The sequence below is a fragment of the [Clostridium] hylemonae DSM 15053 genome (genome assembly GCF_008281175.1).
GTDB classification, from domain to species: Bacteria; Bacillota; Clostridia; order Lachnospirales; family Lachnospiraceae; genus Extibacter; species Extibacter hylemonae.
This window is the reverse complement of the sequence record NZ_CP036524.1, coordinates 662189-686432: the sequence shown is the minus strand read 5'-3', so window position 1 is coordinate 686432 and position 24244 is coordinate 662189. Positions and strand designations below refer to the sequence as shown.

Here is a 24244-nt window from a genome sequence, read left to right as displayed (position 1 = left end):
GTGATATACAAACTACTTACCTTTAAGCCGGTATGCTCTAACACATATTCCTTGATTTCTTCATAGGTAGCTTTACTCTCCGTCGCAGTTAAATCAGTTTATCCATCTTCAATTCCACTTCAATATGTTTGCTCGATTTAAGTTTGGAAAGCAAACACACAACTTCTGTATGCCCCGTATGCGGAAACATATCCACCCCCTTCACCCTCTTCACCTCATACCCGCTCCCCCTAAGATACTTCACATCCCGGGCCAGCGTCGCGGAATCACAGCTCACATACACGATCCGCTCCGGCTGCATTTTCACCATCGTATGAAGCACCGACTCCTCGCAGCCTTTTCTCGGCGGGTCCACGACGATTATATCCGCGTGGATTCCATCGTTTTCATATTTTTCCGGCAGCACATCCTCTGCCTTTCCGACATAAAACCGTGCATTCTCGATCCCGTTTATCTGCGCATTCTTTTTTGCGTCTTCGATTGCCTGGGGAACGATCTCCACCCCATAGACGTGCTTTGCCTTCTGCGCCAGAAACAGGGAGATCGTCCCAATGCCGCAGTACAGATCCCAGACCGTCTCATCGCCGTGGAGCCCCGCATATTCAAGCGCCGTTTCGTAAAGACGCTCCGTCTGCACCGGATTTACCTGATAGAACGAAAGCGGAGAGATCTGATATTTTATATCGCCGATATAGTCTGTTATATATGCCTGTCCCCACAGTAGTCCTGCCTCACGTCCCATGATCACATTTGTCTTCTCCCGGTTCACACTGTACGTTACACTCGTCATCCCCGGAATCTCTGCCAGACGCTCCGCCAGCGTATCCCCGTGGGGAATTCCATTTCCGTTGATCACAATGCATACCATGATCTCCCCTGTCCGGTATCCGGTACGGATCAAGATGTGGCGGATAAGCCCTTTATGGCTTGTCTCATCATAAGGGCTGAGACCGAACTCTTTCATAAAGGAAATAATAATGTTCAGGATCTCTTTATTCTCTGCTCTCCCGATCGCACAGTCCATATGTGGGATGATCTGATGTGTCCGGCCGGCATAAAAGCCTGTGATGATATTTCCTTCCCGATCCGTACCGACGGGGAACTGCGCCTTATTCCGGTACCGGTAAGGCTCCTCCATCCCGCAGACCGGTTCCATCACCTCATCCAGCAGCTCTTGGGGCACGCCGCCGAGCCGGATAAGATTGTTCCGCACTTTCTCATTTTTATATTCCAGCTGTCTGGCATATGACATCGCCTGGATCTGACAGCCGCCGCACTGGCGGGCCACGTCACACCGGGGTGTTACGCGGAATTCAGACTCGTCAGCAATATTGACAAGCCTCGCATACCCGTAATTCTTCTTCGCCTTCGTCACCTTGGCCTCCACCACATCGCCGATAACCGCGTCCTTAATAAATAAGGTATAGCCATCAACCTTGCCTATACCTTCACCGTTCACCCCGATATCTTCAATTGTTACCTTCACCATATCATTTTTCTTCATAAAACACTCCATCTTCCAAAAGGGACAGGGCAAAAGTGAATTCGGGACGTAACATTTTTCATTTTGCTACGTCCCCAATTTATTTCTGCGCCCTTCATTCAACTATACGCTTGTCTTCCGCAGGTTTGATTCAAACAGGCGGTTATAGCCAAGCCAGTCATTGCTGTTTTTGTCTTTGAATATCTCTGTCAGCGTCTGCATCTTTGCGTCTGTGCAGTCTGCGAAGTTAAGTGCAAGTGCCTCGGCAAGCGCCGGCTTCTTCGGTGAACCGTATTCCAGCTCTCCGTGGTGCGCCACGATGCAGTGCTTCAGTTCGCTGGCAAGCTTAACCGGAAAGTCCGGTATCGTGCGCACGGCGTCACTTACCATCTCCACTCCGATGACGATATGTCCGAGCAGCTGTCCGTCGTCTGTATAATCGTTCTCCGGAAATGCGGAAAGCTCCACAGTCTTGCCGATATCATGGCAGATCGCGGCCGCATATAATAAGTCTTTGTTAAGTATTGGATAAGCGCCCACCATATATTCACAGAATTTCACGACGCTCAGTGTATGTTCCAGCAGTCCCCCGGCAAATCCGTGGTGTACACTCTTGGCCGCGGAATGTGCCTTGAATCTGCTGATAAATTCCTCATCATTTACAAAATAATATTCCACCGCCTGACGAAGGTAAGTATTGCCGATCTGACTTACGTAACCGAGCAGCCCTTCATACATGCTTTCCGGGCTCTTTTCCGTCGTCGGCATGTAGTCTGCCGGCACGTATTCCCCGGCCTGCGCCTTCCTTATCTGCTTGATGTTCAGCTGAAGATTGTTGTTGTAGCTCGTCACTTCCCCATAACATTCTATAAAATCCATCTCGTCGTAATCTGCGATCCCGCCGGAATTCGGGTCCCAGACTTTTCCGTCCAGTGTTCCCGTCTTATCCTGCAGCAGCAGGTTATCGTATGGTTTCCCGTTTCTTGTCTCTGCGGAACGTTTTCCTTTGCAAAGATAAATGTTCCTTATTGTCTCGCCCTCCTGAAGGGTATTAATGTATCTCATATAGCTGCCTCTTTCTTTATTCTTTACTTCCGACCGTCACGTTAAAATCAATGTCAACATAACCGCCGGAGCCCTGGCGCTGGCCTCTTATCTTTACTTTGCTGCCAACCTCCTTATCGATCAGCACGGACTGGTACGCTGAGACGGTCTTCACCTCTGCGCCGCCAATACTTGTGATGATATCCCCGCTCTGGATCCCCGCCGCCATGGCCGGCGAATCCACCTCTACTTCTTTCACATATACACCCTGCGGAATTCCCTGCTGCTCTATACTCTCTGTGACATCGATGCCGAGGATCCCGATATATGGGACTGCCTTTCCATTTGACATAAGTTCGATCAGTTCTTTCAAATCAGATATGCCGTATGCCGTTGTAAGTTTCATACTGTCCTCATCTGAAATACTCTGGTCGATAATGCCAGTCACTTCCCCTTTCAGGTTGACGGTGAATCCCGTCCCCTTCCCCGTGCCCGGTATGTCCGTGCAGATAAGCCGGTACTGGCCGTCTGCCACATCGATGACATTTTTATTGGAGGAGATAATACCGTAGCCGGTGCCGCCTGCATAATTAAAAGGTTTTCCGAGCGCTATGGCGGTCTCTCCCTTGGCGAGAGAATTGGAACTTCCGAGCACTGCGATCTTCGACTGTGACCACGTGCTCTCCTGGATATCCGCCCGTCTGACTGCATAGATCCCAATACCGAGGTTGGAATCTTTTTTCTTCACTCCCGCCTTATATGTCTTACCGTCATAAAACGTGATGGTGACTTCATTACTTTCTTTTAATATGGACGTCTTGCCGAGAATGAGGAGCTGCTGCCCGTTATCGGCGATGATAAGTCCTGACACGCTGTTCTTCTTATCATAGTCAGCCTCCAGCCAGTCGCTGTCTCCCGATATCCCGTTTATCTCCACGACACTTTTAGAAGCTTCCTGGGCGACCGCATTAAGCGCCTGGATCATCTGCCGGTAGCTCTCCTCGTCGAGAACCTGCTGTGTATTGTTCTTTGTGCCGTCATCGTCCGCTGTGTTCTCTTCTTCTTCCTCTTTCGGAATTGTGACTTTCTCAGGATCGCTCTGAAAGTTCTGCTCAAACCACGGTTTAAGCATAGAAAAGCTAAAGCTGGCAGCAATACCAAATACAAGACCAAGTCCGATCATACGCAGTATGCTCTTCCTTGTCTTCTTTGTCCCGCCCGCCTCGTCTTTGATCGTTTCCTGCAGAAATGAAAACGCTTCCTCTTCTTCCTGCTCTTCCGTATGTTCCAATGGATCTTTCTGTTCTTCCATAGACATGGCAATACTCCTTTACAATCCTTAATATAGTATACCGTATCGCCGGAGAATGTTCAATATTTATCCTTTTCTTTATGGGACAAATAGGGTAGAATAAGTCTAGGTGAATAATATGAATCAAAAAACATTAATCAAACTTGAATACAATAAGATAATAGAGATGCTGACCGCAAACGCGTCCTCTCCTGCGGGAAAGGAACGATGCAGGAAACTGAAACCGATGACTGCTCCGGAGGAGATACAGATCACCCAGGAGCAGACAGCCGCCGCCTTTACCCGGATCGTGAAAAAGGGACGGCTTTCTTTCAGTGGAAACAGTTCTGTGGAAGATTCCATGAAACGGCTGGAGATCGGGGCAGTCGTCGGAAGCGGTGAACTGCTTCGCATCTGTAAGCTTCTGGAGTGCGCCAACCGCGCCAAGGCATACGGACGGCGCGAGAATTCGGACGAATCGTCCGACTGTCTCGACGCCTTTTTTGAGCAGCTTGGGCCGCTCACCGTGCTGTCCGGCGAGATCCGGCGCTGTATCATTGAAGAGGATGAGATCAGCGACGACGCCAGCAGCGCCTTAAAAAGCATCCGGCGCCAGATGGGTCAGATCAACGATAAAGTACACGACACGTTAAACAGCATGGTAAACGGTTCACTGCGCACGTATCTGCAGGATCCTATCATCACCATGCGCGGCGACAGATACTGTATCCCTGTGAAGGCAGAGCACAGAGGCCATGTACAGGGGCTGATCCACGACCAGTCTTCCACAGGCTCCACTCTGTTTATCGAGCCGATGGCAGTCGTAAAACTGAATAATGATCTAAAAGAGCTGTATGCAAAAGAGCAGGAGGAGATACAGGTCATCCTCGCCCGGCTGAGCGCTGAGACAGCGGAACACATCCAGACGATCCGTACAAACTGCACGGTTCTCACGGAGCTTGACTTTATCTTTGCCAAAGGCTCCCTCGCCCTGGATATGAACGCCAGCATGCCTCTTTTTAACACGGAAGGGCGCATTCACATACGGGAAGGCAGGCATCCTCTCCTTGATAAGCATACGGTCGTGCCGATCACCATAACTTTAGGGGACACATTTGACCTGCTCATCGTCACTGGGCCAAATACGGGGGGGAAGACCGTATCGCTGAAAACAGTAGGATTATTTACACTGATGGGCCAGGCAGGACTTCATATCCCTGCCCTTGACCGCTCGGAGCTGTCCGTATTCCATGATGTATACGCCGATATCGGCGACGAGCAGAGTATTGAGCAGAGCCTGAGTACCTTCTCCTCCCATATGACGAATATCGTATCCTTCTTAAAGCAGGTAGATGAACATTCTCTCATCCTGTTCGATGAACTGGGCGCCGGCACGGACCCGACGGAAGGGGCCGCCCTCGCCATCTCCATCCTGAACCATCTGCACGAGCGCGGGATCCGCACGATGGCAACCACCCACTACAGTGAGCTGAAGGTCTATGCCCTCACTACACCGGGCGTGGAAAATGCGTGCTGTGAATTTGATCTGGAGACGCTCCGCCCGACGTATCATCTGCTCATCGGCATCCCCGGCAAGAGCAATGCATTTGCCATCGCCGGAAAGCTTGGACTTCCTTCCTATATAATAGAGGAGGCAAAGCGGCATCTGTCCGAGCAGGATGAGTCCTTTGAGGACCTTCTCGCGGACCTGGAGGCCAACCGGCGCACGATAGAAAAAGAGCAGGCAGAGATCGCGTCCTACCGCAGAGAACTGGAACGGCTGAAGGATGAAGCCAGCCAGAAGCAGAAGAAGCTGGATGAGCAGAAGGAACGCATCCTCCGGGAGGCAAATGAAAAAGCCCATGCCATTCTGGCGGAAGCCAAGGATGTGGCCGACGAGACGATGCGCAATTTTCATAAATTCGGCAAAGAAAATATCTCAGCCGCGGATATGGAACGGGAGCGGGAACGGCTCCGCAAAAAGATGGCTTCCACCGCATCCGGCATGGACCGCCAGGTGAAAAAGCCGCAGAAACAGCATAAACCGGGAGATTTCAAGCTCGGAGAGTCTGTGAAGGTACTCAGTATGAACCTGACCGGAACTGTAAATTCCCTTCCGGACGCAAAGGGGAATGTCACGGTCCAGATGGGGATCCTCCGTTCTCAGGTAAATATCTCCGACCTGGAGATCATCGAGGAAGCTCCTTCCTATTCTGCCAAACAGCTGCACAAGACAAGCAAGGGCAAAATGAAGATGGGAAAATCCTTCTCGGTGAGCGCGGAGATCAATCTTCTCGGCAAAACAGTCGATGAGGCTGTGGCCGAGCTCGATAAATATCTTGACGACGCCTCGCTGGCACATCTGTCATCGGTGCGTGTCGTTCACGGCAAGGGGACCGGCGCGCTGCGCACAGGAATCCACAATTACCTGAAGCGGCAGAAGCGCGTGAAGTCCTACCGGCTCGGCGCCTTCGGCGAAGGCGATGCGGGCGTTACGATCGTTGAACTGAAATAATCATTAAGGAGGCCAGTTATGGTGAACAAACAGAAAATTTTAATCGTGGATGATGATGAAAATATAGCCGAACTCATCTCCCTCTATCTGACAAAGGAATGCTTTGACACGATGATGGTGCACGACGGGGAGAAGGCGCTTATCGCCTACGATACGTATCAGCCGAACCTGATCCTGCTGGACCTCATGCTTCCGGGAATCGACGGATACCAGGTCTGCAGGGAGATCCGCGCCAAATCCAATGTACCGATCATCATGCTCTCCGCCAAGGGAGAAGTATTTGACAAGGTGCTCGGCCTAGAACTCGGCGCGGACGACTACATGATGAAACCGTTTGACTCCAAGGAACTCGTCGCCCGCGTCAAAGCGGTGCTCCGCCGTTATCAGGCTGTGCCGAAGGCAGAGGAACCGGCGGAGGACAAGGGGAAATGTGTGGAATATCCCGGCATCGTCATCAATCTGACGAATTATTCCGTTGTGGTGGACGGGGCAAATGTAGATATGCCACCAAAGGAGCTGGAGCTTTTATATTTCCTCGCCTCCTCTCCCAACCAGGTGTTCACAAGAGAACAGCTGCTGGACCAGATATGGGGTTATGAATACATCGGCGACACCCGTACGGTGGATGTCCATATCAAACGGCTCCGGGAGAAGATAAAGGACCACAGTACATGGGGGCTCAGCACTGTATGGGGAATCGGGTATAAATTTGAAGTGAAATAAGAGGAAGGCACATGCGCAGCACACTGTATCTAAAATTTATAATTGTATATATCATCTTCGGATTCCTCGGCTTCTTTACGATCGCCACTCTGACGTCGGGACTGACCGAGGGACGCCTGGAGACGTATATGTCCGGCACGATGTACAAGGAAGCCAACCTCGTGGCAAGCGATTATCTTCCCGATTATTTTTCCAAACGGCTGACCGCTTCAGACGTGCACCTTCAGCTGAAAGGCATGGAATCTCATCTGAACGCCTCCGTATGGTTTGTGGACCGTGACGGTAATGTGCTCGTCTCCGCCCAGTCCGACAATTATCCCATGGCGCCCGGCCAGATCGAAGACTTTGATCCGGCAGAAGGCGGCAGCTCACAGTACCAGGTCGGGGAATACCACGACTGCTTTGATGAAGATGTGATCACTGTTATCGCGCCGGTTGTGTACAACTATACCCCGAACGGATATCTCATCATTCACAAGCGTATGTCGGATATCATGGAGATTCGGGACCTGCTTCTTAATTCCGTGTACATTTCCATGGTCGTCATCTACGCGCTCTCCTTTATCATCCTGCTGGCGTTCCAGTTCTTCGTGTACCGGCCGCTGCGCAAGATAACGGAAGCCGCCACCCAGTACGCCTCCGGCAATCTGGATTACGAGATCCCGCTGAATACGGAGGATGAGATGGGCTACCTCGGCGCCTCCCTCAACTACATGTCGTCGCAGCTTAAAGACATGGAGGACTACCAGAAAAAGTTTGTGGCCAATGTATCCCACGATTTCCGTTCTCCTCTCACTTCCATCAAAGGTTATGTGGAGGCGATGACGGACGGCACAATACCGGCGGAGCTTCAGGAAAAGTACCTGAAGATCATTTTATTTGAGACAGAGCGGCTCACAGACTTGACGCAGGATCTTCTCACACTGAATGAATTTGACACACAGAATCTGCTGCTGAATAAAGAACCTTTTGATATCCATGAGATCATTAAAAATGTAGCCGCGTCATTTGAAGGCACATGTACACAGAAAAAAGTGTCCATTGAACTTATATTTGCCACAAAGCACTTATTTGTAAATGCAGACAAACGTAAGATCCAGCAGGTGCTCTACAATCTGCTGGACAATGCGATCAAATTCAGCGATTCAGAATCAGCCGTAACGATTGAAACTACCGAGCGGGGTGATAAAGTTTTTACCTCTGTAAAAGATTATGGTATCGGCATTCCAAGAAACGCGCTCAACAAGATCTGGGAACGGTTCTACAAGACGGACCTGTCACGCGGAAAGGACAAAAAAGGCACTGGTCTGGGACTTGCCATCGTCAAAGAGGCTATCCAGGCACACGGGGAAAATGTCAACGTAGTCAGCACGGAAGGCGTCGGCACGGAATTCAGTTTCTCCCTGCCGAAATACCGGCCGGAATAAAGGAATAGATAAAGACGCCCTGTGGGGGTTGGTTCACTGCCTTCCCCCACAGGGCGTCTTCTTTAATCGTGACGGCTTTCCTTTGCTCCAAATCGCGTCCATGGACGGCTCGGGCGGTCTTTTAGAAATTCTTTCAGATGCGCGAACTGCGGGTGGTCCCTTAAGAATTCCTCCGCATGGAACGGCATGCCGCAGGAACTCCCCCACCTGGCCCACAGACTCAGCTCCAGCGCGTCGTCCGCAGAGGCGGTCACTCCGTCGACTGCCCCCCGCGGCTCATACGGCGCCGGACGGCCCGGCTGGCACATATATTCCCTCTTATCCAGCTCATAGTGGGAACACACCGTCCTGGAACACGGATTCTCTTTCTCCAGGTAAACGTCGTAATGGTCCGCCAGTATTTTCTGTGCGGTGACATTGTTAAGCCTGCCCTTATACTTCTCCATAAGCTGAGGGATCCTGACTTGTCTTGCTCCCTGATGTCTGCGGATATCCGCAAACCCGCTATCCACACATTCAAGATTCCGGATGCGGGCATCCAGCGGCGCGTTAAAGCCTGCATAATATCCGTCCTCTGTCCTGTCGATCTGATAGAATTTTAATCCGGCCTCAAACCGCATGATCTCGTTCGTGGCGATATCTCCCACAAGCCACGTATTCGCATAGCCGCCGTTGTTATTTTCCAAAAACAGGCGGACAAACTCATCCAGCGACTCTGCATACTGCACCGCATAACGGATACGCACAAATTCCGGCGCGCCGTCACAGTCATAGACGTTGAACCCTCCGATCGTAGTTTCCGTGATCATCAGCCCCGCGCCCCTGCCGGTCCTCGTCTCATAAACGTCTGCCAGGCTGTGGATATATCCGGGCAGAGTCTGCATGATAAACGGGCTGCCGTGTTCCGGCACTATATCCGCTATCACATTCATATAATTACAGTTTTCAAAAGGAGTGAAGCTGTTGTGGCCCATGACGATCCGGCCGTCCGCCGTGTAGGAGCCTGTGGCAATAAAAGCACTGCAGTGGTCATCCGCCCCCTTGAAGTGTCTGTCTGTTCCTGCCGCTCCATGCTGCCCTGGCAGGCTGCGGTAAATATCATCTGCAGCAGAAGGGAACCAGTATCCGGTAAGTTCCTCATACCCATTCCAGAGGATCAGATCGTCCACGGACAGCGTACAGTCTCTGACTTCCATCTGAACGCCCCGGACCATCCCTTCCAGTTCATCCAGAAACTCCCTGTACGGTTCCCGCTCCATATGCGCTTTCCATCTCGGAAGGATGCTCCTTTCACTCTCCCTGAAATACTCCCAGCTGATTCCCGTCTGAAGCTCTGCAAGCCGGGCAGCCTCCTGAACCGACGCGGTGATCTCCCCGGCCATAAGTCTGCCATAGGAAACACCTCTTTCAAATGCGCTGCCTTCCACATGTACAAAGTTCCAGCCGTTTTTATCTGTGCGGTAATTGTCTGCATTCAGCTGTCTCAATTTCTTTTCTGTCTCATCCTCTCTGCGTCCCCGCTTTGATTCCGGCGCTTAAGTCCCGTGCCGGTGTTATTTACTTTAATATAACAGTTTTTTGATATCCTTATCTTTATAGTTCTCTTTCGTCACCCATGTGTAGCCGGTATTTACGATCGCTTCGTTGCCGGCCTTCATGGCAGCCCGCACTGCAGCTACAACGGTGGCATACCCCATGCCGAACGGATTCTGGACAATGAGCCCTGTGATCCTGCCCTCGGAAAGCGCTTCGATCTCCGCGTCGTCCGCGTCATATCCCACTAAAGCCACATCTTTCAGTTCCAGCCTGTCCATAGATTCCACCACTGCGTTCACTGCCTCTCCGCTCGTCGCATAACAGCCCTTCACATTTGGATGCTTCGCAAAAAGGTAGTTGACTGCCTCTTCTTCTGTGATACTGTCCGCAGTCACTTCTTCTTCCGGTTTATCCCCGCCGTCTTTCTGGTACGTTCCAGCGTTGATCTCGTCCGCCACCCGCTTTTGCAGCTCAGGCAGCTGGTCTCTGTGGTAGGCGTCCACAACAGTGACGCCCGGATGCTGCTCCGCGATCTGGGCAGTAAAAGACTGTTCCCGTTCCTGTGACGACTTGGATTTGGAATCATTTGCAAAAATGATAACTTCCCCTGCCTCGTTGACAGCCTCCGCCAGCTTGTCAGCTGCTGCTCTGGCGCTTTTGTCATTATCTGTCTCCACCGTGGCCATCAGTCCCTGGTAATCACTTCCGGAATCGAATGCAACGACCGGAATATCTCCTTCTGCCGCAAGGTCGAACTGCACGTCACACGCCTTTGCATCCACCATGGAGATCCCGAGCGCCGCCGGATAACGGTCCAGCTCTTCGTCCAGTATATTCACCTGGTCATCCACATCATAGGCAGTGGCAGGACCGCTGTATGTCACTTTGATCTTGTCTTTCCCCTTATATCCCAGCTCTTTGTTCAAATCTTTGACGGCCTGTAAGACACCTTTTTCGACAGCCTCCCAGTATTGACCGTCAGAACTCTTTCCTATGATGGAAAGATAAGAGCCCGGCTCCAGTTTTAATCCGTTCACATTGCTGTACGCCCTCGGCTGTATGATATCGAGACTTCTCTGATATTCCTTTTCCGTGCTTTTTACCTTTTTATCTTCTGTATTTTCTGCTTTTGCATCACTTACATTCCCTGCTGCACACGCACTTGACAGTAATGTCACGCAGAGCGCGGCTGCAACGGCACTCCATAATTTTTTCATAAATCCCACTCCCATATCTGATAAAATCTGCTTTTCCAACAAACACTATACACTAAAACAGTGAAAAAGTGTTGAAAATTTTCTTAATTTTATATGTGTTTTCAGCTTGTATACTGTATCCGATTTAGTACAAGCAAATATATTGACGAGATTATATGTTATCCCATATAATGATGAGGAAATAAGTTAGTCATAGTTAACCATTATTTTACAGTTTTATATAATAACAGGAGGAGACATTATGGAACACAAATGGCACGCAGAAAGCTGGGACGGCTTCCGGCCGGGACGCTGGAACCGTACATCTGTCAATGTGAGAGATTTTATACAGCTTAACTACACCCCTTATGAAGGAGATGACTCTTTTCTCGCGGGTCCGACCGGCGCTACCGGAAAGTTGTGGGACCAGGTGATGGAGCTGTCAAAGCAGGAGCGGGAGGCAGGCGGCGTCCTGGACATGGACACAAGCATCGTCTCGGGCATCACCTCACACGGGCCGGGATATCTGGACAAGGACAAGGAACAGATCGTGGGCTTTCAGACCGATAAGCCGTTTAAACGTTCACTGCAGCCTTACGGCGGCATCCGCATGGCAGAAAATGCCTGCAAAGAAAACGGTTATGAAGTGGATCCTGAAGTCGTTAAGATCTTTACAGAATACAGGAAGACACACAACCAGGGCGTCTTTGACGCTTACACTCCTGAGATGCGTCTCGCAAGAAAATCAGCTATCATCACTGGACTTCCCGACGCATACGGGCGCGGACGCATCATCGGCGACTACCGCCGTGTGGCATTGTACGGCACAGACTGGCTCATCGAAGACAAAAAGCAGCAGCTCAGCACCTCTCTCGTCAGAATGACCGGTGATAATATCCGGCTCAGAGAAGAACTGTCCGAGCAGATCCGGGCGCTCGGCGAGCTCCGGAAGCTGGGAGAGATCTACGGCTTCGATATCAGCAAGCCGGCCAGAAATGCAAAAGAGGCGGTCCAGTGGCTGTACTTTGGCTACTTGGCGGCGGTGAAGGAGCAGAACGGAGCCGCCATGAGTCTCGGACGTACTTCCACCTTCCTTGACATTTATATTCAGCGGGATCTGGACAGAGGTCTCATAACGGAAGAACAGGCGCAGGAATATATCGACCACTTTATCATGAAGCTGCGGCTCGTGAAATTTGCCCGCACGCCGGAATATAATTCTCTCTTTTCCGGTGATCCGACCTGGGTCACGGAATCCATCGGCGGCATGGGCATCGACGGAAGGACGCTTGTCACACAGACTTCTTTCCGTTATCTGCACACGCTGGACAACCTCGGAACGTCCCCTGAGCCGAACCTGACCGTGCTCTGGTCAACGAAGCTGCCGAAAAATTTCAAAGAATACTGCGCAAAAATGTCCATCAAATCTTCATCCATACAGTATGAAAATGACGATCTCATGCGGGTCACACACGGCGACGACTACGCTATCGCGTGCTGTGTATCCTCCATGCGCGTGGGCAAAGAGATGCAGTTCTTCGGCGCCAGGGCCAACCTCGCCAAGTGCCTGCTCTACGCCATCAACGGCGGTGTGGACGAACGCATGAAGATACAGGTCGGTCCCCGTTTCCGGCCGGCTGAAGGGGAATACCTGGACTATGACGACATCATGTCCAAATTCGACGATATGATGGAATGGCTGGCAGGCCTTTATGTGAACACCTTGAATATCATTCACTATATGCACGACAAGTACAGCTATGAAAAGCTGCAGATGGCGCTCCACGACCGCGAGGTAAAACGCTACTTCGCCACCGGGATCGCGGGCCTGTCCGTCGTGGCAGACTCTCTGTCCGCCATCAAATACGCAAAAGTGAAACCGATCCGGGATGAAGACGGCCTTGTCGTGGACTATGAAGTGGAAGGTGATTTTCCAAAATACGGCAACAACGACGACCGGGCGGACGATATCGCAGTGGAGGTCGTGCGCAGTTTCATGGACAAGATCCGCAAGCACCACACGTACCGCCACTCCGTTCCGACCATGTCCATCCTCACCATCACATCCAATGTCGTATACGGCAAAAAAACCGGGAATACGCCCGACGGACGTAAGATGGGCGAGCCGCTGGCGCCGGGCGCCAATCCGATGCATCAGCGCGACACCCACGGAGCGCTGGCTTCCCTCGCTTCCGTAGCCAAGATACCGTTCCGCCATGCGCAGGACGGAATCTCCAACACCTTCTCCATCATTCCCGGAGCACTCGGCAAAGAGGACCAGATATTTGCCGGAGACCTGGATCTGGACAGAATAGAAGACTGCAAAGACCTTGCATGTAATATACCGAACATCGAAGACAGCATAGATAACGAATAACCATCAAAGGAGGAACTGTTATGACAGTAAATAAACAACAGATAGATAACCTTGTAGCAATGCTGGACGGATACGTAGAACAGGGCGGACACCACCTGAACGTAAACGTATTCTCAAAAGAGACGTTACTGGACGCGCAGAAGCATCCGGAAAACTATCCTCAGCTTACCGTGCGTGTATCCGGATATGCGGTAAACTTCATCAAGCTTACAAAAGAGCAGCAGGATGACGTCATTGCCCGCACCTTCCACAATAACATGTAGGGACAGGGTAAGACGCGGTTGGGGACGGGGTTTTTTGAAAAAAACCCCGTCCCCAACCGCTCTTCGCCCTGTCCCCTCTATAGAAATGGGGTTGATCTATTGAAGGGATTTATACATTCTATTGAAAGCTGCGGGACGGTGGACGGTCCCGGCATCCGTTATGTCATCTTTTTCCAGGGCTGTCCGATGCGCTGTCAGTATTGTCACAACCCGGATACGTGGGAGCCGGGGACGGGGGGTACGATGAGCGTGGAGGAGGTTCTGCAGGGATTTTATTCCAACCTTCCTTTTTACCGGAGCGGCGGTGTCACGGTGACCGGAGGGGAGCCGTTGATGCAGATGGACTTCCTGACCGAGCTGTTCCGTGACCTGAAAAGGCACGGCGTCCACACGTGTATAGACACATCGGGCATTATGTTTAACCCGCACAATGAGACTTTTATGAGCCGTCTTGATGAAGTATTATCATTAACGGACCTGGTCCTGCTGGATATCAAGCATATGGACGACGAAAGACACAAGGCGCTGACCGGTCATTCCAACCAACGGATCCTGGACTTCGCGCGCTACTTGGACAAAAAACAGGTCCCTGTCTGGCTGCGCCACGTCATTGTCCCGGGTATTACGTTCTACAGGGAGTATCTCCAGCGTCTGGGCCGTTTTATGGCCACGCTCAGTAATGTGAAGGCGCTGGATGTCCTTCCGTATCACTCCATGGGCCGCTCCAAATATGAGAGCATGGGATATGACTACCCGCTGAAGGACACAAAAGAGCCCTCGAAAGAGGACGCCGAAGCGGCCAGAAACGTCATACTGTCTGCCTATAAAAAGGCCAAAAAAGCGCCTGGATAACAGGTGCTTTTTTCAAACTTTGTACTTAATTTAAAGCATGATTTTACTTGTATATTTAATTTATTTGTATTATGATAGGGATAGACAAAATTGGATTATGTCTATTGATAATTAAGAAGGAGGGTACATACTATGGCACACGTAATTAGTGATGAATGTGTAAGCTGCGGAGCTTGCGAAGCTGAATGTCCAGTAGGAGCTATTGCTCAGGGTGCAGACCATTATGAAATCGATGCAGACGCATGTGTTGATTGTGGTGCATGTGCAGCTCAATGTCCAACAGGAGCTATTTCTCAGGGCTAATCGGTTTTTTTATCAAGTGATAATGAAAAAAGCATTGCTGTGATCAATTCAGATCTCAGACAATGCTTTTTTATTACCGCCGTTTTACAGGCTCTGTTACATTCTACCACTCCGCGACAGAACCGTCCTCGTGGCGCCATACCGGGTTCTTCCACGTGTGAGGCGTCTCATTTTCACTTACTACAAGATCTCTGTTGATCTCTGCTCCGATGCCCGGCAGACGCGGCAGAGACGCAAATCCGTCCTCAAAGCAGAAGTCTTCCTTATTGTAGACATAATCAAGTACCGACCTGCCCACATTATAATGAATTCCCATGCTCTGCTCCTGGATCACCGCATTGTACGAACAGGCATCCACCTGGAAACAGCTGGCCAGCGCGACGGGACCAAGCGGGCAGTGAGGCGCCAGAGCCACGTCATACGCCTCCGCCATGGCCGCGATCTTCCTCACTTCCGTGATCCCTCCCGCGTGACTCAGATCCGGCTGCACGATCGACACGCCCCCTGCGGACAGCAGTCGCCGGAAGTCGTATTTCGTGTAAAGCCTCTCCCCCGCGGCGATGGGTATATTACAGCAGGCCGCGATCTCGGAAAATGCCTCCATGTGTTCACACAGCACAGGTTCCTCAATAAACATCGGGTCAAATTCCTCCAGCTTCTTCGCCAGGATCTTTGCCATCGGCCTGTGCACCCGCCCGTGAAAATCAATGGCAATGCCAAAGTATTTTCCGCAGGCCTCTCTCACAGCCGCCGTCCGTTCAAGCACCGCATCGATCTTCTCATAACTGTCGATCATCTGCAGCTCTTCCGTCGCATTCATCTTGACAGCCCGAAAGCCTTCCTCCTTCTTCCTCAGCGCCGCGTCCTTCACATCCGAAGGCCGGTCGCCTCCAATCCATCTGTAGACCTTCATCCTGCTCCGGCAGGCGCCGCCCAGCAGTTCATACACCGGCGCGCCGTAATACTTGCCCTTGATATCCCAGAGCGCCTGGTCTATCCCCGCGATGGCACTCATGAGCACCCCGCCGCCTCTGTAGAATCCCGCGCGGTAGAGCGTTGTCCATATATCTTCGATATGAAGCGGATCTCTTCCGTACAGCTCGTCTGCCATCTCCTGCACAGACGCCAGCACCGCCTTCGTATGCCCTTCCAGCACAGGCTCGCCCCAGCCGGTGAACCCGTCATCGGTGACGATCTCAACAAAGCCCCACCGCGGCCGGACCGCATACGTGTTTACTTCAGTTATTTTCATGGCAGCGCACCTCCCTGCTTGGCAGCCTGCTGTCTGCCAGAAGCTTCCGGATATACTCCGCTCCGGCTTCCCACCTCTCATTCCTAACGATCTCCTCCGGCATCAGCCCGCCGGCCATTCCGACTCCCGCGTACCCTTCCTCAAAGAACTCGCCGATATTGGCCGGCGACACTCCGCCGATGGCGATATAATTTGTATCGTCATACGGCCCCTTCAACGCCTTTACATATCCTCTCGGTACACTTTTGGCCGGGAACAGCTTCATCGTCCGGAATCCATACTGCAGGCTTACCGCCACGTCGCTCGGCGTCAGTACCCCGGGCAGAAGCATGATGCCGCCCGCCGCACAGAACTCGAGCACATTGAGCGGAGTCCCCGGTGTGAGCAGGAACTGCGCCCCCGCGTCCAGAGCCGCCTTAGCAGAATCCACGGTGATCGCCGTGCCGGCTCCTATCATACAGCTGTCTCCAAAATGTTTTCGCAGCAGCCTGATCTGTTCTATGCCATCCCTGCTGTTGAGCGCGATCTCAAAAAATGAGATCCCCCCTCTCACAACAGTCTCCGCATAATCTACCGTATGCTCCAGCGGGACATTTCTGAAAATGGCCAGCACCGGATTGTCTGATATGATAGAATACATATCCATTTTCATCGTCCTTTCGCAGCTTACACTTTATTTACACAATACTTCGGCTTTCCAAACAACAGCGTCTCCGCCACATTTTCGGCCGTCTTGCGCTGAAGCTCCACGATCGCCTCCTCCGAGCACCAGCCCATGTGAGGCGTGATAAATACATCTTCCCGGTGAAGCAGCGGAGAGCTTCCGAACTCTTCGGTCGACACCACATCCAGTCCGCAGTAACCCACCTTTCCCATATCCAGCGCCCGCACAAGGGCCGCCTCATCTATGAGCCCGCCCCGGGCCGTGTTGACGACAGCTGCTCCCTGCTTCATCAGACCGAAAGCTCTGTCCGACATCATATGCTCCGTCGTACCATTAAGCGGCACATGGAGGGAGATCACATCCGCACAGCTTACAGCCTCGTCAAAATCGAGGAATCTGTACTCGGGATACGAACCGCAGTCCTTAACGTACGGGTCGTACACAACGATCTCTTTAAAAAAGGACTTCATCTTCCCCGCCACATTCCGGGCGATATTGCCAAAACCGATCAGGCAGAGCACCTCATTTTCCATGCGCCCAACCGGCCTGATCTTCGCCATGTCAAATTCCCCCGCAAGCAGCAGGCTGTTCGCCCGGGCGATCTTTCTCTTTGCGTTCATGATATGGGCGATCGCCGTATCCGCCACCTCGTCGATACAGTAATCCGGCACGTTTGCCACGCAGATCCCTTTTGCAGCCGCCGCTTCCACATCTATCGTATCAACGCCGATGGCATATCTTGCGATCACCCTGCACCGCTCCATGCTGTCGATGACCTCTTTATTTACTTTTGCAAACTGTACGATAAGCGCATCCGCATCTTTCACATACGGAATCAGCTCCCCGGGCTCCTTAATGCCGCCCTCCGCTATCTTTGTCAGATCGACTATCTCGGTCTCACCGAGCTGTTCAAACACCTTGTACTCTTCTTTCAGATCCGGATAATAATAATCCGCTATCACTATTTTCCACATGCTATGATCCCTGCCTTTTTTGCAATGCTGAGCATACCATCTATGCTCAGACGGTCAATCTGCTCCTTGTCCGAGATGACTGTTATCTCTGCCCCGACATATTTTTTTCGTAAAATGTATTCATAAAGCCTGCACCGCTCTTTCAGCCCCACAAGCACAAACCGCTGCGTTCCACTGCCGCCGAACATATCCATCTGTCCAAGTGAGAGCATATCGTCCGCAGCTATGAGCGCTTCAAAAAACAGCCGCCTCTCATACCATTTCGTATCCAGAAGTACATCGAGAAAACGCGGAAACATAAAGGAACGTACAAGCCCCGCCCTCTGAACCCACGCGGCCGCGTTCTCCACAATATCCGCGTCAAAATAATCTTCCGGCACACTGCTTTCATCGCCGTCCAGCGATTTCCCGAGAAAGGTATTGTTCTTGACCGCCTCATACGTCTGCCCGCTCATCGTCGTAAGACTGCCGAGGATCCTGCCGTCTTCCTCCACGGAAATAAACTTTGTGTGAGAAGAAAGAATCACTATCGCCGCAGGCAGAATCATGCCGGCGCTTTCCATGATTCCAACGGCCTGCGTCTCCTCCCCGCGCATAAAATCAAGGCACCCGGCCGCTTTAAAAGGATCCTCCGGCGCCTCCTCCATTTTATTTTTGATACCTCTCACAAAATAGACCGGTTTTCCCCCGTACAGATCCAGCCCTTCCACCCGCTCCATATGGCCGGCCAGCTCGTTTACGCCGCACGGGGCAGTCAGATGCGGCAGCTCGCACAGCCCGATCTCCGACGTGATCATGCCCGAGGATAAGACGGCGCAGATGTCCGCTTCCCGGACTCCCGCAGCCTCCACAGCTTTCCCGACCGTCTCTTTGAGCCCGGCCGCCAGCGCTTCTTTCGAGCCTGTGATGGATGTGTCTCTCACACCTATCTTCTTCGATGCCTGCCCCGCTATGCTGCCGTCTTCCCTCACCACATATGCCCTTGAGTTCGTCGTCCCGCAGTCAATGATAATGTTATACATCAGATTACCTCCAGTTCCTTCAGCGCTTCTTTGATCGCATCTTTCTCCCCTGCTGTGGGCGGCAGGAACGGCCTGCGCGGATACGCGGTCATAATGCCTCTGATCTCTGCGATGGCATAGATGGCCAGCTGGGTGGAGCCTGCCAGATACATAATATCTCTCAGCTTGTTGATAAGGAACTGAAGCTCCCTCGCCTTCTCTTTTTCTTCCTTCATGGACGCCTCAAACATTGCCCCGCACAGTTCCGGGAACACATTGCCGATGCCCGGGATATATGCCCTGCATCCAAGAGCGTGCGCAGAGATCCAGAGCGCCTCCGTGCCGAGCGCAAGGTCAAAATTATCATCCACAAGCTCTCTCTCATAGATCGCATAATTCATCAGATCAAAGGTGGCATCCTTGATGCCCGACAGACCTGCGTTCTTTAACTGCTTCATGACATTAAGGCTTGTCTCATATCCCTGGAACTTCGGGTTGTGATATGCATAAAACGGTATCCGTTCCCCGGCTGCGTCGATCACGTCAGTATAGTAACGGATCAGTTCTTCATCTCCGTAATGGAAGTAATACGGGCCGACCGCAGCCGCCGTATCACAGCCGATCTCTGCCGCGTGGAGCGTCAGCTCCGTCGTATCCTTTGTTGTAAGCGCGCCCGTATGTACGACGATCATCGTCTCTTCGGCGGAATATTTTCTGACGATCTCCGCCACTTTCTTCCGCTCCTCCAACGTCATCAGCGGCCCGCATCCATAGGAACCGCAGATAAACAGTCCGTCCACCTTCGGAGATAAATACTCGACCAGCTTCTGGAGATTATATTCATCCAGACGCCCTTCTGCGTCAAACGGGGTTATCATGGGAGGTACAACACCTTTTAATTTTTTCATGACTTCTGCTCCTTTTCTTTAGACTATTGCTACCATATTCACAGGTCCGGCTTCCAGCCCGGCAAATCTTACCGGAAATGCGCAGACGGCCCGTACCGTATCCTGTTCTGCCAATTTCTTAATATTTACATCCTCATACAAAAGAAGGGTGCGCTCTGTCTGTTCTTCATTCGTCTCCAGCAGGGCATGGTGGGACGGAAACCCTTCCGCCGCCCCGGTAACAGCGCTGTCAAAACTTATGGAATCGAGCGCCACCGCCTTAAGCCCGGGAAAATTCTTCCTGAGATACCGGGCCGCATCCGGCGCCATGGACGGAAAGTCAGATACGAATTTCTCCGGACTGCTTTCCCTCAAGTCCGAATATCCGGTGTAAAGAAAGAGAATATCACACTTTGCGATCTCTTCCTCATGAACCTTCAGTTCCGCCAGCTCTACCCGCTCCCCTTCAGACTTCATCAGCTTCAGTACGAGCGGCGCCGTATAATAGAAGTCTTCCGCCGGGATCTCATCGATCGTCCTTCCCGTCTTATCGAAATGAAAGGGGGCGTCCACATGCGTACCGGTATGTAAATGATGGTATACCGACGACGCATTGCACGTGTCCCCGAACCGGAACGCCTGGTTGTAATCATACTTCTCTTCCGGATTCGTCGGCCACTTCGGCACATGTTCGCTTATCACATAACTCAGTTCGATCAACATATCACTCACCACTTTCTTTTACTCTTCATCCGGTTTCCTGAAAATATATCCTTTGCGCAGCATATCAAACAACAATGCGATGATGATGATGAGCCCCATCACAACTTCCTGCAGATATGCATTGACACTCATCAGATTCATGGCATTGCTTATGATGGTCAGAATAAGCGCCCCGACGATCGTGCCCGCAACGCCGCCTTCTCCGCCTGTCATGCTCGCTCCGCCGATAACGACTGCCGCTATGGAATTTACTTCCATCCCATTGCCGATCGTACTTGTGGATGACAGAAGCTTGGATGTGAGCACGATCCCCACGAGCGCGGACATAAGACCGTTGATGACATAGACGGAAAACTCTACGAGCCTTACGTTGATCCCGCTCAGCCACGCCGACTTCCTGTTGCTCCCGGTGGCATACACTTTACGTCCGTAGCCTGTATACCTGAGAATGACATAGGACAGGATATACAGTGCAAACATAAGCCATACACAGATGGGAAGCCCCATTACCTTTTTCAGTCCTATAACGCTGTATTCGATCGGGAGCCCTATGATCGTTTTCCCCATGGATATGTAAAGCGCCAGTCCCGCCGTCACGCTCGACGATGCCAGTGTCGCTATGAATGACGGCATTTTTAGGACCGTGATCAGTATGCCGTTGAACATGCCGACCAGTATGCCAAGCCCAAGCATCATCAGTACGGCCGTTTCCACTCCCACGGTCCCTTCCGCCAGAAATTTCATTCCTATCGTAGCCGTGAACACGATACAGCCGCCCACCGACAGGTCGATCCCGCCCGTCAGTATGACAAAGGTCATGCCGAGCGCCGATATCCCGCACGTCACAGACTGGGCAAGTACATTGCTTAAATTGGACGGTGAAAAAAACTTATCCGTGAACAGAGACGCCACCAGACACATAAGCACCAGTATTAGAAAAACCGAACCCTGTGATTTCATAAAGAGTTTTAATTTTTTATTCATATCTCTTCTCCTTTAGTGTCATTTACATTACTTGTCTTTGCAGTTCCGCCTCGGTGATGCTGCCGTTGTTCATCTCGCCTGTTATCCTTCCGTCCTTCAGGACAAGTATGCGGTCCGCCATGCCGAATACCTCCGGCACCTCCGAGGACAGCAGAAGCACCCCGATGCCCGCTTCCACCATCTCGTTGATGAGATTGTAGACCTCCACCTTTGCGCCGATGTCGATCCCCCTCGTCGGCTCATCCAGAACAACGATCTTCGCCTCGGTCGCAAACCATTTCGCTATGACGACCTTCTGCTGGTTCCCTCCGCTTAAGCTGCTGACCTTCTGCCTCGGAGTCTCGCACTTTATTTTCAGCTTGTCTATGAGACGTTCATTCGTGTCTCTCTCCTTTTTCAGATTCAGAAGTCCGAGCCTGCTCAGCTTTCTGAGCGCGGCGAGAGAAATATTAAAGTCTATGGGCTGTTCCACCTGCAGTCCCTCCGAGCCTCTGTCCTCTGAGATATATCCGATACCGGCTTTTACAGCCTGAGCAGGCGCCGCAAATCTTGCGTCCCTTCCGCCCATATATATATTTCCTGTCAGCCGTTTATTTCCCTTTCCATATACGCCGAACAGCGCTTTCGCGATCTCTGTCTTTCCGGCGCCGAGAAGTCCCACGATACCCAGCACTTCCCCTTTTTTCAGTTCAAATGAGACATCGTTCAGACGGCCTTCCAGAGAGATATGCTCCATCTTAAGCAAGGTCTCTCCTGCCTCGCAGTGTATCTTCGGATATTTATTCTTGATCGTCCTTCCCACCACCATCTCGGCCAGTTTATCCTCATTAATGTCCTCTGTATTGACCGTAGCTACTTTCTTCCCGTTATTCAAAATGGTGATACGGTCTGTGATCTCCATCATCTCATCCAGTTTATGTGATATGAACACGACAGAAATATTTTTTCCCTTCAGCTGTCTGACTATCTTAAACAGATTCTCAACATCCTTCTTTGGAAGAGCCGACGTCGGTTCATCCAGCAGAATGATCCTGCAGTTTCCGTTCAGCGCCCGCGCTATTGCCACGATCTGCTGCTGGGCAATACTCAGCCGGTCCAGCCGTTCATCGACATCGATCTCCACATCGATCATGCGGAGGATCTCCCGGGATATCTCTCTCATCCGCGGCCAGTCGATAAGCCTCATGCCATTTCTCGGTAAATTGCCCTGACAGATATTTTCGGCTGCCGTCAGGTGCGCGAACAAGTCCAGTTCCTGATATACCATCCGGATGCCTGCTCTTGACGCCGCGTGGGGAGAGTCAAATGATACCTTTCCGCCGTCTATGTATATCTCGCCTGCACTCGGTGTAAGCACGCCGTTTACGATTTTCATCAGAGTAGACTTGCCTGCGCCGTTTTCTCCGAGCAGACCGTGAATTTCCCCCGGGCGAACGTCAAAATCAACATCTTCAAGCACAGTGACACCGTTGAACTGCTTTCCAATGCTTTTCATGATCAGTCCCTGTTTTTCCATAATTAACTCCCTTTCAGATAATAGAATTGTCAGAGGGTGTATATCTCAACACCCTCTTTGATCAAAGAAGTTTATTCGATCGTATACTGATCCCAGACGCTTGCCGTTTCACTCCAATACCCGTCGTCGACATTAAAGTTGCCCCAGAACGCCGCATCGTCCACATTGTCCTTCGTGATGACGGTGGCGTCCACTGTGATCACTTTACCGCCCAGATCCTCGCCTTTGACTACCTTTGTCAGTACCGCTTTTGCCGCTATCGTAGCCATCGCAAGCGGAGAATTGTCAACCGTCATATCAAGTACATCCTGACGGATATAGTCGAGAGCCGATGCGGCTCCGTCTATAGATACGATCATGACATGGCCGTCCTCGCCAACATTTTTCAATTTATCAGACTGTGTAAGAGCAGATACGACGCCGGCAAGCATACAATCGCTGTGCAGGAATACAGCGCCCACATCGGAATCTGTCGTCAGCACATCGTTCATTGCCGCCATCGCCTTTTCAGAAGACCACTCGCACGGATTATCCCGGATGTTGTCCAGCCCGTCAGACTGTACGCCGGCGCTGAAGCCTTCCGCCCGGTCGTCTGCCGTTGCTGTTCCGAGCGTCCCCTGCATGGTCGTCACTTTAACGTCTTTTTCTTTTGAATTGTCGGCAATATATTTGGCACACATCTCGCCCATCGCCTTGTCATCGATCAATACGCTGTAATCTACCTTGCAGTCGCCGTAGATCGTTCTGTTGACGGCGATCACCTTCACGCCGGCGTCATTACATGCCTTGATGGCCGGCGCCACAGCATTACTGTCGGCTGCCTGAATAAGCACCACCTCTACCCCTTTTTCAATAAAATCATATATCTGGTTGCACTGATTCTCGGCATCACCGTCCGCGCTGCTCACTGTCACATCTGCCCCGGCCTCTTCCAGTATGTACTGCATATATTTCTGTACGGCGATAATATACTCACTGTCCAGTTCCGCGACCGTAATGGCTGCTTTAACAGGCGTGCCGTCTTCCTTGACCGCCAGATCTTTCAGCACATCCTTTGTAAAATCCTGCCCTTCCTGTTCTGTCTTTTTGTCCGCCTTTTTGTCTTTCTTGTCCGATTTACCGTCGGAACCCTTACTTCCACATGCGGCCAGTGACAGGACCATCACGCTTACAAGAAGCAGGGATGCTGCCTTTTTCATCTGAACTTTCCATTTTTTCATAGTGTCATCCTCC

General features: G+C 51.5%; 21 protein-coding genes. 7 read left to right on the top strand and 14 right to left on the bottom strand.

The window, feature by feature from the left end:
• Positions 1 to 88: 88 nt before the first annotated feature.
• The 3 genes from rlmD to LAJLEIBI_RS03215 all read right to left on the bottom strand — a co-directional run bounded on the left by rlmD (position 89) and on the right by LAJLEIBI_RS03215 (position 3839).
• Positions 89 to 1504, bottom strand: coding sequence for a 23S rRNA (uracil(1939)-C(5))-methyltransferase RlmD (gene rlmD, locus LAJLEIBI_RS03225; protein WP_050765564.1), 1416 nt, complete (start codon positions 1502 to 1504; stop codon positions 89 to 91).
• 102 nt (positions 1505 to 1606) lie between these two features.
• Positions 1607 to 2548 (bottom strand): 3'-5' exoribonuclease YhaM family protein, encoded by a 942-nt coding sequence (locus LAJLEIBI_RS03220; protein ID WP_006444811.1) that lies wholly within the window; start codon positions 2546 to 2548, stop codon positions 1607 to 1609.
• A gap of 16 nt (positions 2549 to 2564) precedes the next feature.
• Positions 2565 to 3839, bottom strand: a complete 1275-nt coding sequence (locus tag LAJLEIBI_RS03215; protein ID WP_006444810.1) for a S1C family serine protease — start codon at positions 3837 to 3839, stop codon at positions 2565 to 2567.
• 118 nt (positions 3840 to 3957) lie between these two features.
• Here LAJLEIBI_RS03215 and LAJLEIBI_RS03210 point away from each other — a divergent pair, with 118 nt between their 5' ends.
• The 3 genes from LAJLEIBI_RS03210 to LAJLEIBI_RS03200 are packed head-to-tail and all read left to right on the top strand — an operon-like array spanning position 3958 to position 8483.
• Positions 3958 to 6333, top strand: a complete 2376-nt coding sequence (locus tag LAJLEIBI_RS03210) for an endonuclease MutS2 (RefSeq protein WP_006444809.1) — start codon at positions 3958 to 3960, stop codon at positions 6331 to 6333.
• A gap of 18 nt (positions 6334 to 6351) precedes the next feature.
• On the top strand, positions 6352 to 7056 hold the full coding sequence (locus LAJLEIBI_RS03205; protein ID WP_006444808.1) for a response regulator transcription factor: 705 nt from the start codon (positions 6352 to 6354) through the stop codon (positions 7054 to 7056).
• 11 nt (positions 7057 to 7067) lie between these two features.
• The gene (locus LAJLEIBI_RS03200) at positions 7068 to 8483 is read left to right on the top strand and encodes a sensor histidine kinase (protein WP_006444807.1); all 1416 of its coding nucleotides are present in this window, start codon (positions 7068 to 7070) and stop codon (positions 8481 to 8483) included.
• A 62-nt stretch (positions 8484 to 8545) separates the two neighbouring features.
• Here LAJLEIBI_RS03200 and LAJLEIBI_RS03195 read toward each other — a convergent pair whose 3' ends face one another.
• Together LAJLEIBI_RS03195 and LAJLEIBI_RS03190 are read right to left on the bottom strand one after the other, a co-directional pair.
• Positions 8546 to 9970 (bottom strand): C45 family autoproteolytic acyltransferase/hydolase, encoded by a 1425-nt coding sequence (locus tag LAJLEIBI_RS03195; protein ID WP_006444806.1) that lies wholly within the window; start codon positions 9968 to 9970, stop codon positions 8546 to 8548.
• 75 nt (positions 9971 to 10045) lie between these two features.
• A complete protein-coding gene (locus tag LAJLEIBI_RS03190) occupies positions 10046 to 11236 on the bottom strand; it encodes a substrate-binding domain-containing protein (RefSeq protein WP_040435943.1) in 1191 nt (396 codons plus the stop codon).
• Between the two features lie 241 nt (positions 11237 to 11477).
• Between LAJLEIBI_RS03190 and pflB the strand changes: the two genes are divergently transcribed.
• From pflB to LAJLEIBI_RS03170, 4 genes are all read left to right on the top strand, one after another.
• Positions 11478 to 13592, top strand: a complete 2115-nt coding sequence (pflB, locus tag LAJLEIBI_RS03185) for a formate C-acetyltransferase (protein ID WP_006444804.1) — start codon at positions 11478 to 11480, stop codon at positions 13590 to 13592.
• A 20-nt stretch (positions 13593 to 13612) separates the two neighbouring features.
• Entirely contained in the window at positions 13613 to 13855 is a 243-nt protein-coding gene (gene grcA3, locus LAJLEIBI_RS03180) for an autonomous glycyl radical cofactor GrcA3 (RefSeq protein ID WP_006444803.1), read from the top strand.
• A gap of 99 nt (positions 13856 to 13954) precedes the next feature.
• Positions 13955 to 14707 carry a pyruvate formate-lyase-activating protein gene (pflA, locus tag LAJLEIBI_RS03175; protein ID WP_040435942.1) on the top strand — a complete coding sequence of 251 codons (753 nt, stop codon included), beginning with the start codon at positions 13955 to 13957 and terminating at the stop codon, positions 14705 to 14707.
• 132 nt (positions 14708 to 14839) lie between these two features.
• Complete coding sequence (locus LAJLEIBI_RS03170) at positions 14840 to 15010, top strand: DUF362 domain-containing protein (protein WP_082912677.1); 171 nt, start codon at positions 14840 to 14842, stop codon at positions 15008 to 15010.
• 103 nt (positions 15011 to 15113) lie between these two features.
• Here LAJLEIBI_RS03170 and dgoD read toward each other — a convergent pair whose 3' ends face one another.
• From dgoD to LAJLEIBI_RS03125, 9 genes are all read right to left on the bottom strand, one after another.
• Positions 15114 to 16262, bottom strand: coding sequence for a galactonate dehydratase (dgoD, locus tag LAJLEIBI_RS03165; protein ID WP_006444800.1), 1149 nt, complete (start codon positions 16260 to 16262; stop codon positions 15114 to 15116).
• Positions 16249 to 16908, bottom strand: coding sequence for a bifunctional 4-hydroxy-2-oxoglutarate aldolase/2-dehydro-3-deoxy-phosphogluconate aldolase (locus LAJLEIBI_RS03160; RefSeq protein WP_147570520.1), 660 nt, complete (start codon positions 16906 to 16908; stop codon positions 16249 to 16251). Before LAJLEIBI_RS03160 ends, dgoD begins: the two co-directional genes overlap by 14 nt.
• Before the next feature lie 20 nt (positions 16909 to 16928).
• Positions 16929 to 17900, bottom strand: coding sequence for a C-terminal binding protein (locus tag LAJLEIBI_RS03155; protein WP_006444798.1), 972 nt, complete (start codon positions 17898 to 17900; stop codon positions 16929 to 16931).
• On the bottom strand, positions 17888 to 18922 hold the full coding sequence (locus tag LAJLEIBI_RS03150) for a 2-dehydro-3-deoxygalactonokinase (protein ID WP_006444797.1): 1035 nt from the start codon (positions 18920 to 18922) through the stop codon (positions 17888 to 17890). Before LAJLEIBI_RS03150 ends, LAJLEIBI_RS03155 begins: the two co-directional genes overlap by 13 nt.
• Positions 18922 to 19809 carry a dihydrodipicolinate synthase family protein gene (locus LAJLEIBI_RS03145; RefSeq protein ID WP_006444796.1) on the bottom strand — a complete coding sequence of 296 codons (888 nt, stop codon included), beginning with the start codon at positions 19807 to 19809 and terminating at the stop codon, positions 18922 to 18924. Before LAJLEIBI_RS03145 ends, LAJLEIBI_RS03150 begins: the two co-directional genes overlap by 1 nt.
• A gap of 18 nt (positions 19810 to 19827) precedes the next feature.
• A complete protein-coding gene (locus tag LAJLEIBI_RS03140; protein ID WP_006444795.1) occupies positions 19828 to 20511 on the bottom strand; it encodes a cyclase family protein in 684 nt (227 codons plus the stop codon).
• An 18-nt stretch (positions 20512 to 20529) separates the two neighbouring features.
• Positions 20530 to 21495 carry an ABC transporter permease gene (locus tag LAJLEIBI_RS03135; RefSeq protein ID WP_006444794.1) on the bottom strand — a complete coding sequence of 322 codons (966 nt, stop codon included), beginning with the start codon at positions 21493 to 21495 and terminating at the stop codon, positions 20530 to 20532.
• A 22-nt stretch (positions 21496 to 21517) separates the two neighbouring features.
• A complete protein-coding gene (locus LAJLEIBI_RS03130) occupies positions 21518 to 23011 on the bottom strand; it encodes a sugar ABC transporter ATP-binding protein (RefSeq protein WP_006444793.1) in 1494 nt (497 codons plus the stop codon).
• Positions 23012 to 23082: 71 nt separating this feature from the next.
• Positions 23083 to 24231, bottom strand: a complete 1149-nt coding sequence (locus tag LAJLEIBI_RS03125) for a sugar ABC transporter substrate-binding protein (protein ID WP_006444792.1) — start codon at positions 24229 to 24231, stop codon at positions 23083 to 23085.
• Positions 24232 to 24244 lie beyond the last annotated feature (13 nt).